Annotated in this window: 15 protein-coding genes; all 15 read left to right on the top strand. The window is 69.7% G+C overall.

The features are described 5' to 3' along the window. Nucleotides 1–7 precede the first annotated feature (7 nt). The 15 genes from AB1285_RS05005 to AB1285_RS05075 all read left to right on the top strand — a co-directional run bounded on the left by AB1285_RS05005 (nucleotide 8) and on the right by AB1285_RS05075 (nucleotide 14,428). Nucleotides 8–1,420 (top strand): UDP-N-acetylmuramoyl-tripeptide--D-alanyl-D-alanine ligase, encoded by a 1,413-nt coding sequence (locus tag AB1285_RS05005; protein ID WP_187661797.1) that lies wholly within the window; start codon nucleotides 8–10, stop codon nucleotides 1,418–1,420. Continuing rightward, nucleotides 1,417–2,523 (top strand): phospho-N-acetylmuramoyl-pentapeptide-transferase, encoded by a 1,107-nt coding sequence (gene mraY, locus AB1285_RS05010; RefSeq protein ID WP_025105090.1) that lies wholly within the window; start codon nucleotides 1,417–1,419, stop codon nucleotides 2,521–2,523. Before AB1285_RS05005 ends, mraY begins: the two co-directional genes overlap by 4 nt. Then, nucleotides 2,513–4,048: a UDP-N-acetylmuramoyl-L-alanine--D-glutamate ligase gene (gene murD / locus AB1285_RS05015; protein WP_370428848.1), complete on the top strand. Its 1,536-nt coding sequence runs from the start codon at nucleotides 2,513–2,515 to the stop codon at nucleotides 4,046–4,048. The genes mraY and murD overlap by 11 nt, the downstream gene beginning before the upstream one ends. Beyond that, nucleotides 4,017–5,222, top strand: a complete 1,206-nt coding sequence (ftsW, locus tag AB1285_RS05020) for a putative lipid II flippase FtsW (RefSeq protein ID WP_187661795.1) — start codon at nucleotides 4,017–4,019, stop codon at nucleotides 5,220–5,222. The genes murD and ftsW overlap by 32 nt, the downstream gene beginning before the upstream one ends. After that, complete coding sequence (locus AB1285_RS05025; protein ID WP_187661794.1) at nucleotides 5,219–6,295, top strand: UDP-N-acetylglucosamine--N-acetylmuramyl-(pentapeptide) pyrophosphoryl-undecaprenol N-acetylglucosamine transferase; 1,077 nt, start codon at nucleotides 5,219–5,221, stop codon at nucleotides 6,293–6,295. Before ftsW ends, AB1285_RS05025 begins: the two co-directional genes overlap by 4 nt. A gap of 42 nt (nucleotides 6,296–6,337) precedes the next feature. After that, the gene (gene murC, locus AB1285_RS05030) at nucleotides 6,338–7,738 is read left to right on the top strand and encodes a UDP-N-acetylmuramate--L-alanine ligase (protein WP_370428847.1); all 1,401 of its coding nucleotides are present in this window, start codon (nucleotides 6,338–6,340) and stop codon (nucleotides 7,736–7,738) included. 3 nt (nucleotides 7,739–7,741) lie between these two features. Beyond that, nucleotides 7,742–8,665: an FtsQ-type POTRA domain-containing protein gene (locus AB1285_RS05035; RefSeq protein WP_187661792.1), complete on the top strand. Its 924-nt coding sequence runs from the start codon at nucleotides 7,742–7,744 to the stop codon at nucleotides 8,663–8,665. A 163-nt stretch (nucleotides 8,666–8,828) separates the two neighbouring features. After that, entirely contained in the window at nucleotides 8,829–9,983 is a 1,155-nt protein-coding gene (ftsZ, locus tag AB1285_RS05040) for a cell division protein FtsZ (protein WP_187661791.1), read from the top strand. A 2-nt stretch (nucleotides 9,984–9,985) separates the two neighbouring features. Then, nucleotides 9,986–10,687: a YggS family pyridoxal phosphate-dependent enzyme gene (locus AB1285_RS05045; RefSeq protein ID WP_370428881.1), complete on the top strand. Its 702-nt coding sequence runs from the start codon at nucleotides 9,986–9,988 to the stop codon at nucleotides 10,685–10,687. A gap of 43 nt (nucleotides 10,688–10,730) precedes the next feature. Next, complete coding sequence (locus AB1285_RS05050; RefSeq protein ID WP_187661790.1) at nucleotides 10,731–11,204, top strand: cell division protein SepF; 474 nt, start codon at nucleotides 10,731–10,733, stop codon at nucleotides 11,202–11,204. Nucleotides 11,205–11,207: 3 nt separating this feature from the next. After that, nucleotides 11,208–11,507, top strand: a complete 300-nt coding sequence (locus tag AB1285_RS05055; RefSeq protein WP_187661789.1) for a YggT family protein — start codon at nucleotides 11,208–11,210, stop codon at nucleotides 11,505–11,507. Between the two features lie 181 nt (nucleotides 11,508–11,688). After that, nucleotides 11,689–12,288, top strand: coding sequence for a DivIVA domain-containing protein (locus AB1285_RS05060; RefSeq protein WP_187661788.1), 600 nt, complete (start codon nucleotides 11,689–11,691; stop codon nucleotides 12,286–12,288). Between the two features lie 9 nt (nucleotides 12,289–12,297). Then, nucleotides 12,298–12,870 carry a signal peptidase II gene (lspA, locus tag AB1285_RS05065; RefSeq protein WP_283398736.1) on the top strand — a complete coding sequence of 191 codons (573 nt, stop codon included), beginning with the start codon at nucleotides 12,298–12,300 and terminating at the stop codon, nucleotides 12,868–12,870. Nucleotides 12,871–12,872: 2 nt separating this feature from the next. Next, nucleotides 12,873–13,793 carry an RluA family pseudouridine synthase gene (locus tag AB1285_RS05070; protein WP_370428846.1) on the top strand — a complete coding sequence of 307 codons (921 nt, stop codon included), beginning with the start codon at nucleotides 12,873–12,875 and terminating at the stop codon, nucleotides 13,791–13,793. Between the two features lie 53 nt (nucleotides 13,794–13,846). Then, nucleotides 13,847–14,428 carry a GNAT family N-acetyltransferase gene (locus tag AB1285_RS05075; protein WP_268777359.1) on the top strand — a complete coding sequence of 194 codons (582 nt, stop codon included), beginning with the start codon at nucleotides 13,847–13,849 and terminating at the stop codon, nucleotides 14,426–14,428. Nucleotides 14,429–14,459: the final 31 nt, after the last annotated feature.

The raw sequence follows: 14,459 nt of genomic DNA on the forward strand, positions 1-14,459 counted from the left end.
AGATGACATGATCGCCCTGACGCTCGCTGAGATCGCCGCCGCCATCGGTGGTGAACTGCGCGTGGCCGGAGAGCACACGCCGGAGACGGTGGTCGACGGGATCGTCGACACCGATTCGCGCACCATGGAGGCCGGGTCGATCTTCGTCGCCAAGCCCGGCGCCGAGACCGACGGGCACCGCTTCGTCGGTGCCGCCGCCGAAGCCGGTGCGGTCCTGGCGATCGTCGAGCACCCCGTCGACGTCGATGTCTCGCAGATCGTCGTGTCCGATGCCGTGGTCGCCCTCGGCGAGCTGGCGCGCGAGGTCGTGGCGCGCGTGCGCGCCGGGGGGAACCTGCGCATCGTCGGCATCACCGGCTCGAACGGCAAGACGACCACCAAGAACTTCCTCGCCCGCATCCTCGAGGACGAGGGCGAGACCGTCGCCCCGGTGAAGTCCTTCAACAACGAGGTCGGCGCCCCGGTGACGATGCTCCGCGTCACGCACGACACCCGCTTCCTGGTGAGCGAGTTCGGGGCCGCCGCGCCGGGCAGCATCGCGCGGCTCGCCGGTCTCGTCGAGCCGGACCTGGTGGTCGTGCTGATGGTCGGCATGGCGCACGCGGGCGGCTTCGGCGGCATCGAGGCCACGGCGAAGGCCAAGTCCGAGCTCGTCGCCGCGGCCCGCGTGCCCGGCATCGCCGTGCTCAACGCGGACGACGCCCGGGTGTGGGCGATGCGCGAGCTCGCGGAGAGCCGCGGCCTCCGGGTCGTCGGCTTCGGCCAGTCGGCTGCGGCTGTCGTGCACGCGCGGGAGATCGAGGTCTCGGCCTCCGGCACGCAGTGCGTGATCGAGGTCGCAGGGGAGCGGCTGCCACTGCGCCTGCGCGTCCTCGGCGCCCACCACGTCAGCAACGCCCTCGCCGCGATCACCGCCGCCGTCGAGCTCGGCGTGGCCCCGGCCGATGCCGTCTCCCGGTTGGAGACCGTCGAGATCGCCGAGCGGTGGCGCATGCAGCCGCTGGGCAACGACCGCGTCCGCATCATCAACGACGCGTACAACGCCAGTCCCGACTCGATGGCGGCCGCCCTGCGGACCCTCGCCCAGATCACCGGCCCCGACGAGCGCACGGTCGCCGTCCTCGGCGCGATGAGCGAGCTCGGCGAGAGCGCAGGGGAAGAGCACGATCGCATCGGCCTCCTCGCCGTGCGTCTCAACATCCGACGCATCGTCGTCGTCGGCCCGGAGGCACGGCGGCTCTACCTCGCCGCCGTCGGCGAGGGGTCATGGGACAGCGAAGCCGTGCATCTGCCGGACCAGGACGCTGCGTTCGAGTACCTCCGTACCGAGCTGCGTGACGGAGACCGGGTCCTGGTGAAGTCGTCCAACTCCGTGGGCCTCCGGCATCTCGGCGATCGTCTGGGAGAATTGTTCTCGTGAGGTCCCTCATCATGGCGGCGGCCATCTCGCTCGCCTTCACTCTCTTCCTGACTCCCGTCTTCCTCCGGCTCTTCCGCAAGTGGGGCTGGGGGCAGGTCATCCGTACCCCGGAGGCTGCGGGCAACCCGAGCCACGAGGCGAAGCGCGGCACCCCGACCATGGGTGGTGTCATCTTCATCCTCGGCTCGATCGTGGGCTACTTCACCGGGGTCCTCGTCAGCGGCGAGACGCCGGCGCTGTCCGCCATCCTGGTGATCTGGCTCATGGTCGGCTTCGGTGTGGTCGGATTCATCGACGACTACATGAAGGTGCGCAGCCAGCGCAGCCTCGGGCTGTCAGGGTGGCGGAAGGTGATCGGTCAGCTCATCGTCGTGATCCCCTTCGGCATCGTGGCACTGAACTTCCCGAACAAGTGGGGGCAGACGCCGGCCAGTGCGTCGATCTCCCTCTTCCGGGACATCACCTGGCTGAACCTCTTCGCGTTCGGCGTCATCCTGGGCTGGATCCTCTACCTCGCCTGGATCTCGATCATCGGGGTCGCGACCTCCAACAGCGTCAACCTCACCGACGGCCTCGACGGCCTCGCCGCCGGCGCGGGCGTGATCGTCGTCGGCGCCTACAGCCTCATCGCGTTCTGGCAGTTCAAGCAGCCCTGCATCGGCGGTGATCCGGGATCGCTCGGCGGCTGTTACGAGGTGCGCGACCCGTTCAACCTCGCCATCATCTCGGCCTCTTTCGCCGCCAGCCTCATCGGGTTCCTGTGGTGGAACGCGCCCAAGGCGAAGGTGTTCATGGGAGACGTGGGCTCGATGGCCATCGGTGGCGTCATCACCGCGATGGCGGTCATGACCCGCACCGAACTGCTGCTCCTCATCATCGCCGGCGTCTTCGTGCTCGCCTCCGGATCCGTGATCCTGCAGCGCGCCTACTTCAAGATCACCCGCGGCAAGCGGCTGTTCCTGATGAGCCCGTTCCACCACCACCTCGAGATGCGGGGCTGGTCGGAGGTCACCATCGTGGTGCGCATGTGGATCATCGCGGGTCTTCTCGCGGTGTCGGCCGTCGGGCTCTTCTACGTCGAATGGCTGACCCGTGTCGGCTGAGCGTCTGGCCGGGCTGACGAGCTGGCACGCAGACTGGAGCGGCCTGCGCGTCGCCGTCCTCGGTCTCTCCATGACCGGCTTCTCCGTGGCCGACACCCTCGCCGAGCTCGGTGCCGACGTCCTCGTGCTCAGCGAGTCCGCGGAGGAGGAGTACGCCCGCCTGCTCCCCGTCATCGGTGCCCGGTTGGAGCTCGGTCCGCTGGACGCCGTGCCCGAGGCGCTGAGGGCGTTCGGGCCCGAGGTCGTCATCGCGTCCCCTGGCTTCGCCCCGGCGCACCCGGTCATCCGTTGGGTTCAGGACGAGGGCATCGCGCTCTGGGGTGACGTCGAGCTCGCCTGGCGGGTGCGCGACAAGGTCCTCCGCGCGGACGGCACGCCGGCGGACTGGGTGCTCATCACCGGGACCAACGGCAAGACGACGACGACCCAGCTCACGGCGACGCTGCTCGTCGCCGGTGGCCTGCGCGCCGCACCGTGCGGCAACATCGGCGTCCCCGTGCTCGACGCGGTCCGCGACCCCGCCGGCTTCGACGTGCTCGTCGTCGAGCTCTCCAGCCACCAGCTCTGGTACCTCGGACTGTCGCGTTCGGAGGGGGAGCTGTTCCCGCACGCCGCAGTCTGCCTGAACCTCGCCGACGATCATCTCGTCTGGCATGGCAGCGCTCAGGCTTACCGGGACGCGAAGGCGCTGGTGTACCGCAACACGCGGGTCGCCTGCGTCTACAACAAGGCCGACGAGGCGACGCGCCGGATGGTCGAGGAGGCCGACGTCGTCGAGGGCGCCCGCGCCATCGGCTTCGATCTCGGCATCCCCGGCCCGAGCGATCTCGGCATCGTGGAGGGGCTGCTCGTCGACCGGGCTTTCCTCGACGATCGAGCCCGCAGCGCCCTGGAACTGACCACGGTCGCCGACCTGGAGGCCGCAGGGCTGTCGGCACCGCACATCGTTCAGAACATCCTGGCCGCCAGTGCCCTCGCCCGTTCTCTCGGGGTCGAGCCCGAGGCCATCCACGGGGCGCTGCAGACCTTCCGCCTGGACGCGCACCGCATCGAGGTGGTCGCGCGCCACGCCGGCATCACCTGGGTCGACGACTCCAAGGCGACGAACCCGCACGCGGCCGCGTCGTCACTGCGCGCGTACCCCGGTGCGGTGTGGGTCGTCGGCGGTGATCTCAAGGGCGTCGACATCGCCGATCTCGTCGCGGACGCGGGCTCCACCGCGCGCGCGGCGGTCGTCATCGGAGCGGACCGCACAGCCGTCGTCGCGGCATTCGAGCGACACGCGCCGACGGTGCCGGTCTTCGAGGTCGAAGCTGGCGACACTGGACAGGTCATGAACCGCGTCGTGGAGATCGCGGCGGGGATCGTCGACGGGGAGGGCACTGTGCTCCTCGCTCCCGCCGCCGCGTCCTTCGACCAGTTCTCCAGCTATGCGGATCGCGGCCACCGCTTCGCCGAAGCGGTGCGGGAGTGGATCGATCGGGGGAGCGCCGATGACGCAGGTGGCTCGCCCTCCGCGGTCTGAGTCGGGTGGCCTCGCCGCGCGGGTCTCGCTCGGACGCCGGTTCACCCCGGTGTCGACCGAGTTCCTGCTGATCGCGTCGACCGCCCTGCTCCTGACGATCTTCGGTCTCGTGATGGTGCTGTCCGCGACGAGCGCGACGGCGGTGGCCAAGGCGCAGAACCCGTTGGACGGCGCTCTCCGGCAAGGTGTGTTCGCCCTGCTCGGTATCCCGATGATGTTCCTCATCAGCCGCTTCCCTGTGGCGTTCCTCAAGCGCATGGCCTGGCCGGCGCTCTTCGGAGCCATCGCCCTCCAGCTCCTCGTGTTCACACCGCTCGGCATCGCCGACGGCGGAAACCGGAACTGGATCCAGGTGGCGGGTTTCCAGATGCAGCCGTCCGAGTTCCTCAAGCTGGCCCTCGCCCTGTGGATCGCCGCGGTCCTGCTGCGCAAGCAGACCATGCTCGGGACCTGGCATCACGTCTTCATCCCCGTGATCCCGGTCGGGGCGCTGGCCATCGGCACCGTCCTCGCCGGCAAGGACCTCGGGACCGCGATGGTGATGGTCCTCATCCTGCTCGGCTGTCTCTTCTTCTCGGGCGTGAAGCTGCGCCTCTTCATCATCCCGATGATCCTGGGCGTGGTCGCGGTGCTCGCCTACGCGCTCTCCAGCGAGGACCGCATGCGTCGCATCACCGCGACGTGCGATGACATGGCGCTGTACTACACCGACTGCTACCAGTCGATCCATGGCATCTGGGGCATGGCCTCCGGCGGGATCTTCGGACTCGGCCTCGGCAACTCCCAGGAGAAGTACGGCTGGCTCCCCGCCGCGGGCAACGACTTCATCTTCGCGATCGTCGGCGAGGAGCTCGGGCTGATCGGCTGCATCGTCGTCCTCGCCCTGTTCACGTTCTTCACGGTCGGTGCGTTCCATGTGATCCGTAAGACGTCGGATCCCTTCATCCGCGTCGCCGCGGGGGGGATCACGGTCTGGATCGTCGGTCAGGCCGTCCTGAACGTCGGCGTCGTCATCGGCGTGTTCCCGGTGATGGGTGTGCCCCTGCCGTTCATGTCCCAGGGGGGAACGGCACTCTTCGCCGTGCTCGTCGCCTGCGGCGTCCTGCTGGCCTTCGCGCGGACCATTCCGGTCGCCGAGAAGCAGTCAGCCGAGCGGGGTAGGGTCGCGAGGTGACTTCGTACCTCCTCGCCGGTGGTGGCACCGCCGGCCATGTCAATCCGTTGCTCGCGGTCGCCGATGCGCTGCGTGAGCGTGACCCGTCGGCGACGATCCTCGTGCTCGGCACGGCGGAGGGCCTGGAGTCCCGTCTCGTCCCCGAGCGTGGTTACGAGCTGCTCATCGTCGACAAGGTGCCGTTCCCGCGGCGCCCGAACGCGCAGGCCGCCGCGTTCCCCGCGCGGTTCCGCCGGGCGATCGCCCAGGTGCGTGCGCACATCCGGCAGCACGGGATCGACATCGTGGTGGGCTTCGGCGGCTACGCCTCCGCACCCGCCTACGTCGCCGCGCGTCGCGAGCGCGTGCCCTTCGTCGTCCACGAGGCCAATGCGAAGCCCGGGCTGGCGAACGTGCTCGGTGCCCGTGCGGCCGCGGGTGTGGGAGTCGCGTTCGCCGGGACGCCGCTCCGCGGGAGCGAGGTGGTCGGCATGCCGCTGCGGCGCGAGGTCATCACGCTCGACCGGGCGGCTCGACGCGCCGAGGCCGCCGAGTACTTCGGGCTCGACGCCGATCGTCCTGTCCTTCTCGTCTTCGGCGGCTCGCTCGGAGCGCAGCGGTTGAACGACGCCCTGGCGGACTCCTGGCGCGACATCCTCGCCGCCGGTTGGCAGCTGCTGCATGTCACCGGGGAGCGCAGCGACCTGCCGGATCCTGGAGTGCCCGGGTACGCCCTCCGCCGGTACATCGACCGCATGGACCTCGCGTTCGCGCTGGCCGATCTCATCGTGTCGCGTTCGGGGTCGGCCACCGTGAGCGAGATCAGCGCGCTCGGGATTCCCGCGCTGTACGTGCCGTACTCGGTGGGCAACGGAGAGCAGCGGTTGAACGCAGGATCCGCCGTGGCCGCCGGTGCCGCTCAGCTCCTCGACGACGCGACCTTCGACGGCGATGCGGTCCGACGTATCGTGGTGCCGCTGCTCGGCGACCGTGACCGCATCCGGCGGATGGCGGAGGCGGCGGAGACCGCGGGCACCCGCACCGGCACCGAGAACGTCGTCGCGATGATCGACCGTGCCCTCGGTGCGGCGTGACGCCGCCGTCCGGACGAGAACGAAAAGTAGACTGAAGCGGACATGATCAGACCCGACCTCTCCCTCCCCATCCCCGACACGATCACCTCCGCGCACTTCATCGGCATCGGTGGATCCGGGATGAGCGGACTCGCGAAGATGTTCCTCGACGCGGGCATCCGCGTCTCCGGCAGCGACCGCGCCGACAGCGACAACCTACGGGCGCTGGCCGCCGCGGGGGCGACCGTCCACGTCGGTCATGACGCCGCCCACCTCGGCGACGCCGACACGGTCGTGCACACCGGTGCCATCTGGCCGGAGAACCCCGAGTTCGTCACCGCCAAGGAGCGCGGCCTCCACGTCATCCACCGCTCTCAGGCCCTGCACTGGCTGATCGGCAACCGACGCCTCGTCTCGGTGGCCGGCGCCCACGGCAAGACCACCTCGACGGGCATGATCGTCACGGCTCTGCGCGCGCTCGGCGCCGATCCGCACTTCGTCAACGGCGGCGTGATCGAGCAGCTCGGCACCTCCAGCGCGACCGGGAACGGCGACCTCTTCGTCATCGAGGCCGACGAGTCGGACGGGACCTTCCTCCTCTACGACACCGCGGTCGCGCTCATCACGAACGTCGACCCCGATCATCTCGATCACTACGGCTCCGATGAGGCCTTCCACGACGCCTTCGTGCGTTTCGCGGACGCGGCATCCGAGGCTGTCGTCATCTCCAGCGACGACCCCGGCGCGCTCCGCGTGCTGGCCGGGTTGTCGCACCCGCGCATCCTCACGTTCGGGCAGGCCGAGGACGCCGACGTCCGCGTCAGCGAGATCGTCACCTCGGGCCCCGTCGCCGCCGCCGTCTCGCACGGCGGCGAGACCGAGCGCATGCAGCTCGCGGTCCCCGGCGTGCACAACGCGATCAACGCGACCGGCGCCGTCGCCGTCCTCCTCGCGCTCGGCTATTCGCTCCGCGACGCCGTACGTGCCGTCGAGGGCTTCGCGGGGACGATCCGTCGTCTCGAGCGCCACGGCGAGGAGCGCGGGGTCACCGTCTACGACGACTACTCGCACCACCCGACCGAGGTGCGTGCGGCGCTCGAGGCCATGCGCAGCATCGCCGGGTCCGGCCGGCTGATCGCCATCCAGCAGCCGCACACGTATTCGCGGACGCAGCACATGTACCAGGAGTTCGCAGACGTCCTGGAGGAGCTCGCCGACCACACCGTGATGCTGGACGTCTACGGTGCCAGGGAGGACCCGGTGCCCGGCGTGACCGGCGAGCTGGTGAGCGGGGCGTTCGACGACCCGTCCCGAGTGCACTTCGTCGCCGACTGGCAGGAAGCGGCCGACTACACGGCGTCTGTCGCGAAGGACGGCGACTTCGTCGTGACTCTCGGCTGCGGCAACGTCTACCAGATCATCCCGCAGGTGCTGGAGTCGCTGCGCCGGACCGACGGGGCGTAGCCCATGCGCCGGCCGCCCCCGCTCCCGAGCGCTCCGGACACTCCGGGGGAGACGGACGTCGCCTCCGAGCGGATCCTCCGCCGGCGTCCCGCGCCTCAGGCGGCTCCGGACGAGGGTGCCGTCGCCGCGCCCGTCGAGCCCGACGACGCGGAGACGGAGGAGGAAGCGGGCCCCCGTTCCTCGATGGACGTCTGGCGCGCGGCACGCGCCCGCCGCAAGGCGCTCAGGGCGGAGATCCGTCGGTTCACCCACCGATCGCGGCGGCGCCGCATCGTCTGGCTGAGCGCTGTGGGGGCCGTCGTGCTGCTGATCGGGGGGAGTGTCGCTGCCGCTTACAGCCCGCTCTTCGCCGTGCAGCGCATCACGGTCACCGGCACCACGACGATCGATCCCGCGGTGATCGAGGGGGCCCTGGCGGACCAGCTCGGGACGCCCCTCGCCCTGGTCGACACGAGCGAGGTCAAGGCGGCGCTGCTGACGTTCCCGCTCATCGAGACCTATGCCCTGGAGGCTCGACCGCCGCACGATCTGACCGTGCGCATCGTGGAGCGCACGCCGATCGGGGTCGTCGAGTCGGGTGCCGGCTTCACTCTCGTGGATGCCGCAGGTGTCGCCCTCTCGACGACGGCGGAACGCCCGGCAGGGCAGCCGCTGGTGGAGGTCGAGGGGGGAATGGACTCGCCGGCGTTCCGCAGCGCGGGACTCGTGGTCCGCGCTCTCCCTGCCGACATCCGCAGTGCGCTCACCGGCGTCCGCGCCTCGACGGCGGACGACGTGACCTTGACCCTCGACTCGGGCCTCACGGTCGTGTGGGGGAGCCAGGAGGACTCCGGGTTGAAGGCGCTCGCGCTCTCCGCCGCGCTCGTGAAGAACCCCGATGCCTCGTCGATCGACGTCACCTCACCCGACGTCGCGGTGGTCGGCTGATCTGTTTCGACGGGAATGGCGCGACACGCCCATGTCGCTGCGCGCGCAGGGGCAGGCGGCGCTTACCTTCGATCTGAGAGAACGCAATACCGGGAAATACTTTACACCTCTAGTTGAGGTTTAAGGTTCGCCCCTTCCAGGCTCTACTAATCGGAGGCCGGCCATGAGCCAGAACCAGAACTACCTCGCCGTGATCAAGGTCGTCGGCGTCGGCGGTGGCGGCGTCAACGCCGTCAACCGCATGATCGAGCTCGGTCTCCGCGGAGTCGAGTTCATCGCCGTCAACACCGACGCCCAGGCGCTGCTCATGAGCGACGCCGACGTCAAGCTCGACGTGGGCCGTGAGCTCACCCGCGGGCTCGGCGCCGGAGCGGACCCGGAGGTGGGCCGCCGCGCGGCCGAGGACCACGCGGAGGAGATCGAGCAGGCGCTGACCGGCGCCGACATGGTCTTCGTCACCGCGGGTGAGGGCGGCGGCACGGGAACCGGCGGTGCCCCGGTGGTCGCCCGTATCGCGAAGTCGATCGGTGCCCTGACCATCGGTGTCGTCACGAAGCCGTTCTCCTTCGAAGGTCGCCGCCGCCAGAGCCAGGCCGAGGCAGGCGTCGCGAAGCTGAAGGAAGAGGTCGACACCCTCATCGTCGTCCCGAACGACCGTCTGCTCGAGATCAGCGACCGCGGCATCTCGATGATCGAGGCGTTCGCGACCGCCGACCAGGTGCTCCTCGCCGGTGTGCAGGGCATCACGGACCTCATCACGACCCCTGGTCTCATCAACCTCGACTTCGCCGACGTGAAGTCGGTCATGCAGGGAGCAGGGTCCGCGCTGATGGGCATCGGGTCGGCGCGCGGAGCCGACCGCGCGATCAAGGCCGCCGAGCTCGCCGTCGAGTCGCCGCTGCTCGAGGCCTCGATCGAGGGTGCGCACGGTGTGCTGCTGTCGATCCAGGGTGGCTCGAACCTCGGCATCTTCGAGATCCACGATGCGGCTGACCTCGTCAAGGAGGCTGCGCACCCGGAGGCCAACATCATCTTCGGTACCGTCATCGACGACACGCTGGGCGACGAGGTCCGAGTGACGGTCATCGCCGCCGGCTTCGATGGCGGCGAGCCCTCGCTGCGGCTGGACCCGATGGTCGTCTCGCGTCCTTCGACCGCGTCGCTTCCCGAGGTTGCGCTGTCGGAGACCACCGAGCCCGCGACGGAGAAGAGCGCGCCGGAGCCCACCGCGGCGCCGTCGGCGCCTCGCACGCCGGCGACGAGCATCGAGCCGGCCTTCGCCGACGACGACATCGACATCCCCGAATTCCTGAAGTGACGATGCCGGTCGGCGCTTCGGTGCCATCGGACCTGGCCGCGCGGCTGTCGGCGATCGACGAGAGGATCGCCGACGCCGCGCGTGCCGCCGGCCGTTCGCCGGCGGAGATCACCCGGATCGTCGTCACGAAGTTCCACCCCGCCTCCCTGGTGCGCGATCTGCACGCCCTCGGAGTGCACGCGGTGGGGGAGAACCGACAGCAGGAGCTCACCGCCAAGGAGACCGAGCTCGCCGGTCTCGACCTCGAGTGGCACTTCATCGGGCAGGGCCAGACGAACAAGGCCTCCGCGATCAGGCGGAGTGCCGACGTGGTCCACTCCGTCGACCGTGACCGCTTCGCCGACGCCCTGCACCGAGCCGCCGTGGACGACGACGTGCTCGACGTGCTCGTGCAGGTGAATCTGACGGAGGACGAAGGGCGCGGAGGCGTCGCCCCGGCCTCCGCGGTGGCGTTGGCCGAGCACGTGCTCACCCTGCCTTCACTGCGCCTCCGCGGCGTCATGGCGGTGGCTCCTCTCGATGAGGAGCCCACGGCCGCCTTCGACCGCCTGCGGCGGATCGCCGACGACGTGCGATCGGTCGCCCACGAGGCGACCTGGATCTCCGCCGGGATGACCGGCGATTTCGCCGAGGCGATCGCCGCCGGCGCGACACACCTGCGGATCGGTTCCGCAATCACGGGCCCGCGCCCCGCCCGGGGCTAACCTGTGACAAGACCAGCCCGAAACGTTCGAACCGGAGGACACGATGGGTAACCCGCTGAAGAAGACCATGGTGTATCTCGGCCTCGCCGATGAGGAAGAGGTCTACGAGGAGGAGACGCCGGCGCCCGCCCGTGCCCAGCGCGAGCGTGAGCGTGACCGCGAAGAGCCGGCTCCGGCTCCCGTCACGCCGCTCCGTCGTCCCGTCGCCGTCCGCCAGCCCGCAGCAGGAGCCGTGAACGAGATCCTCACCGTCCACCCGAAGCAGTACCGCGACGCCCAGCTGATCGCGGAGAGCTTCCGCGAGGGCGTCCCGGTCATTATCAACCTCTCCCAGATGAGCGACGCCGATGCGCGCCGCCTCATCGACTTCGCGAGCGGTCTCTCCCTCGGCCTCTACGGTCGCATCGAGCGGGTGACCTCGAAGGTCTTCCTGCTGTCGCCGGAGAACATCGCGGTGTCGGGTCACGGGGGCATCGCGCACGCAGACGCCGAGTCTGCGGGCTTCGACCACTCCTAGACCGTGCAGCTGGTCTCGGTCCTCGCCAGCATCGTCCATCTGATGCTGCTGGTGTACATCCTCGTGCTCTTCGCGCGGCTTATCCTCGACTACATCCCGATGTTCAATCGGGAGTGGCGTCCGAAGGGTTTCGGCCTCGTGGCCGCTGAAGCGGTCTACACCGTCACGGATCCGCCCATCCGGTTCTTCCGGCGGATCATCCCTCCGCTGCGCATCGGCCAGCTGTCGCTGGATTTCGGCTTCGCGCTGACCCTGCTGGTCGTGCTGATCCTGATGAACATCGTCCGGTTGTTCATCCGCTGACCACCCCGCGTGTCGCACCGGGGAACCGCCGCGAGTTGTCCGAGCCTGGGTGTCGTGGCATCGCGACGCCAAGGCTCGGGGGCTATGCTGGCACCCAGGTGCGCGCCCCGGGTTCGCGCCACATCACGAACACGCCATACATCGGTACTGGCAATCGAACTCATCGAAAGAGGAGCCACCCATGGCACTTACCCCGGATGACGTCGTCACCAAGCAGTTCCAGCACGTCCGCTTCAAGGACGGCTTCGACCCGGACGAGGTCGACGACTTCCTCGACGAGATCGTCATCGAGTGGCGCAAGGCCCTCGAGGAGAACGCCGAGCTGAAGGCGAAGCTCGCCGCGTACGAGTCGGGTTCCACCCCTGCTCCCGCCGCTGCCGAGCCGGCTGCCGCCACTCCCGCTCCGGCCCCCGCGGTCGAGGCACCCGCTGCCGACGCCGCACCGACCGGCTCCGCGACCGCCACCGCCGGCATCATCGAGCTCGCGCAGCGTCTGCACGACGAGCACGTCGCCGAGGGTGAGGCGAAGCGCAACCAGCTCATCTCCGAGGCCGAGGCCGAGGTCGCCCGCATCCGCACGGAGGCCGAGGCGAAGCAGCGCGAGGAGACCGCACGTCTCGAGCGCGAGCGCAACACGCTGGAGGCCCGCATCACCGAGCTGCGCAACTTCGAGCGCGACTACCGCTCGCAGCTCCGCGGCTACATCGAGGGCCAGCTCCGCGAGCTCGACGAGAAGTCGGCGTCCACGGACTCCACCCCGGTCTCCGCGATCGGCCTGTAAGGCGCCCTCTTGTCAGGACGTCGTCCCCTTCGTCGGTCGGCGGCCGGTGCGATCGTTGCGATTCTCGCAGCGGTCGTGCTGGCCGCCGATCAGTTTGTGAAGTACCTCACGATCGAGAACCTGCCGCTGCACGAGGCGGTCCCGGTTCTCGGAGAGTTCCTGCAGCTCTACTACGTGCGCAATCCCGGCGCGGCGTTCTCCCTCGGCTCCGGCGTGACCTGGATCTTCACGATCGCTCTCGCCGTGGTGGCGGGTGTCATCGTCTGGAAGGCGTTCGGGCTGCGTTCGCGCCTCTGGGCGGTCGTCCTCGGCTGCCTGCTCGGCGGCGTGCTGGGCAATCTGTCGGACCGACTGTTCCGCGAGCCCGGTTTTCCCGTCGGCCACGTGGTCGACATGATCTCCATGCCGTGGATGATGCCGGCCATCTTCAACGTCGCCGACATCTTCATCGTCACCGGGATGATCTCGGTCGCCTTGCTTGTCGTGTTCGGACTGCGCTTCGACGGCACGCGGGAGAAGGACCACGCCCCGGTCGAGACCGACGAGGACGCCGAGGCGGCCGCCGCGTCCGAGGGGCGCTGAGCGTGGAGTCCCGGTCGCTGCCCGTCCCGGACGGGCTCGATGGCACGCGCGTCGACGCCGCCCTCGCCAAGCTCCTCGGGTTCTCGCGGACCTTCGCGGCCGAGGTGGCGGCTTCCGGCGGCGTGCGCCTGGACGGCGTCACCCTCGACAAGTCGGACCGCCTGCGTGGCGGTGCCTGGCTCGACGTCGAGTGGGAGCCGAAGGAAGGTCCGAAGATCGTCCCGATCGCGGTGCCCGAGCTCGGCATCGTGTACGACGACGACGACATCGTCGTCGTCGACAAGCCGACCGGCGTCGCCGCCCATCCCTCGCTCGGGTGGGAGGGTCCCACGGTCGTCGGTGCTCTCGCCGCCGCCGGGTTCCGCGTCGCCACGAGCGGCGCGCCGGAGCGTCAAGGCGTCGTGCACCGGCTGGACGTGGGGACGAGCGGGCTCATGGTCGTCGCCAAGAGCGAGGCCGCCTACACCGCTCTGAAGAGGGCGTTCAAGGAGCGCACGGTCGAGAAGATCTATCACGCGGTGGTGCAGGGGCATCCGGACCCGCTCGTGGGTACGATCGACGCCCCGATCGGTCGGCACCCGAACCACTCCTGGAAGTTCGCGGTCGTCCCGGACGGCAAGCCCTCCGTGACGCACTACGAGACCCTCGAGGCGTTCCCCGGTGCCTCCCTGCTCGAGATCCACCTGGAGACGGGCCGCACCCACCAGATCCGCGTGCACATGGCCGCGCACCGCCACCCGTGTGTCGGCGATCCGCTGTACGGTGCCGACCCGACGCTGTCCGCCCGGCTCGGTCTCACCCGGCAGTGGCTGCACGCGCATCAGCTCGCCTTCGCGCATCCGACGACGGGGGACTGGGTGCAGTTCACCTCGCCCTATCCGGACGACTTCCAGCACGCACTGGACGTGCTCCGCGGAGAATAGGTCCCGCGGAGCGTCGCTTCCGCGGTGTCGGTGGTCTCCGCCACACTGACCGCATGAGCATCGTGGTGCGTCCGGCGACGGTCTTCGACGACGTCGCGGCGGTGGTGGGACCGAAGAAGCCGACGTCGAACGTCTGCTTCTGTCTGAGCTACCGGATCGGCAACAAGGAGAACGTCTCCCTGCGCGGTCCCGCGCGTGCCGACCGGGTGCGCGAGCTCTGCCACCAGGATCCCCCTCCCGGTGTGCTCGCCTACCTCGACGACGAGCCGGTCGGCTGGGCGGCGCTGCACCCTCGACGCGACACGAGTTTCGCGCGCAACCGCCTCATCCCGCACCTCGACGACCTCGACGTGTGGTCGCTGTGGTGCTTCCGAGTCCGGCCGGGGCACCGCAAGCAGGGCGTGTCGCATGCGCTCATCGAGGGAGCCGTCGCCTACGCCAGAGAGCGCGGCGCCCCCGCCGTCGAGGGGTACCCGGTCGACAACGCCGGGGCGAAGGTGAACCTGACGATGGCGTACGTGGGCACGCGGCGTCTCTTCGAGAGCGCGGGATTCCGCAAGGTCGCGGACACGGGCTCGGTGCTCGACGGGTTCCCCCGCGTGCTCGTGCGGCTGGACCTCCGCGAGGACGCGTGAACCGGGTTCCGCGGCGCGCTCGCTGGGGGAG

It is taken from the genome of Microbacterium sp. NRRL B-14842, from assembly GCF_050470785.1.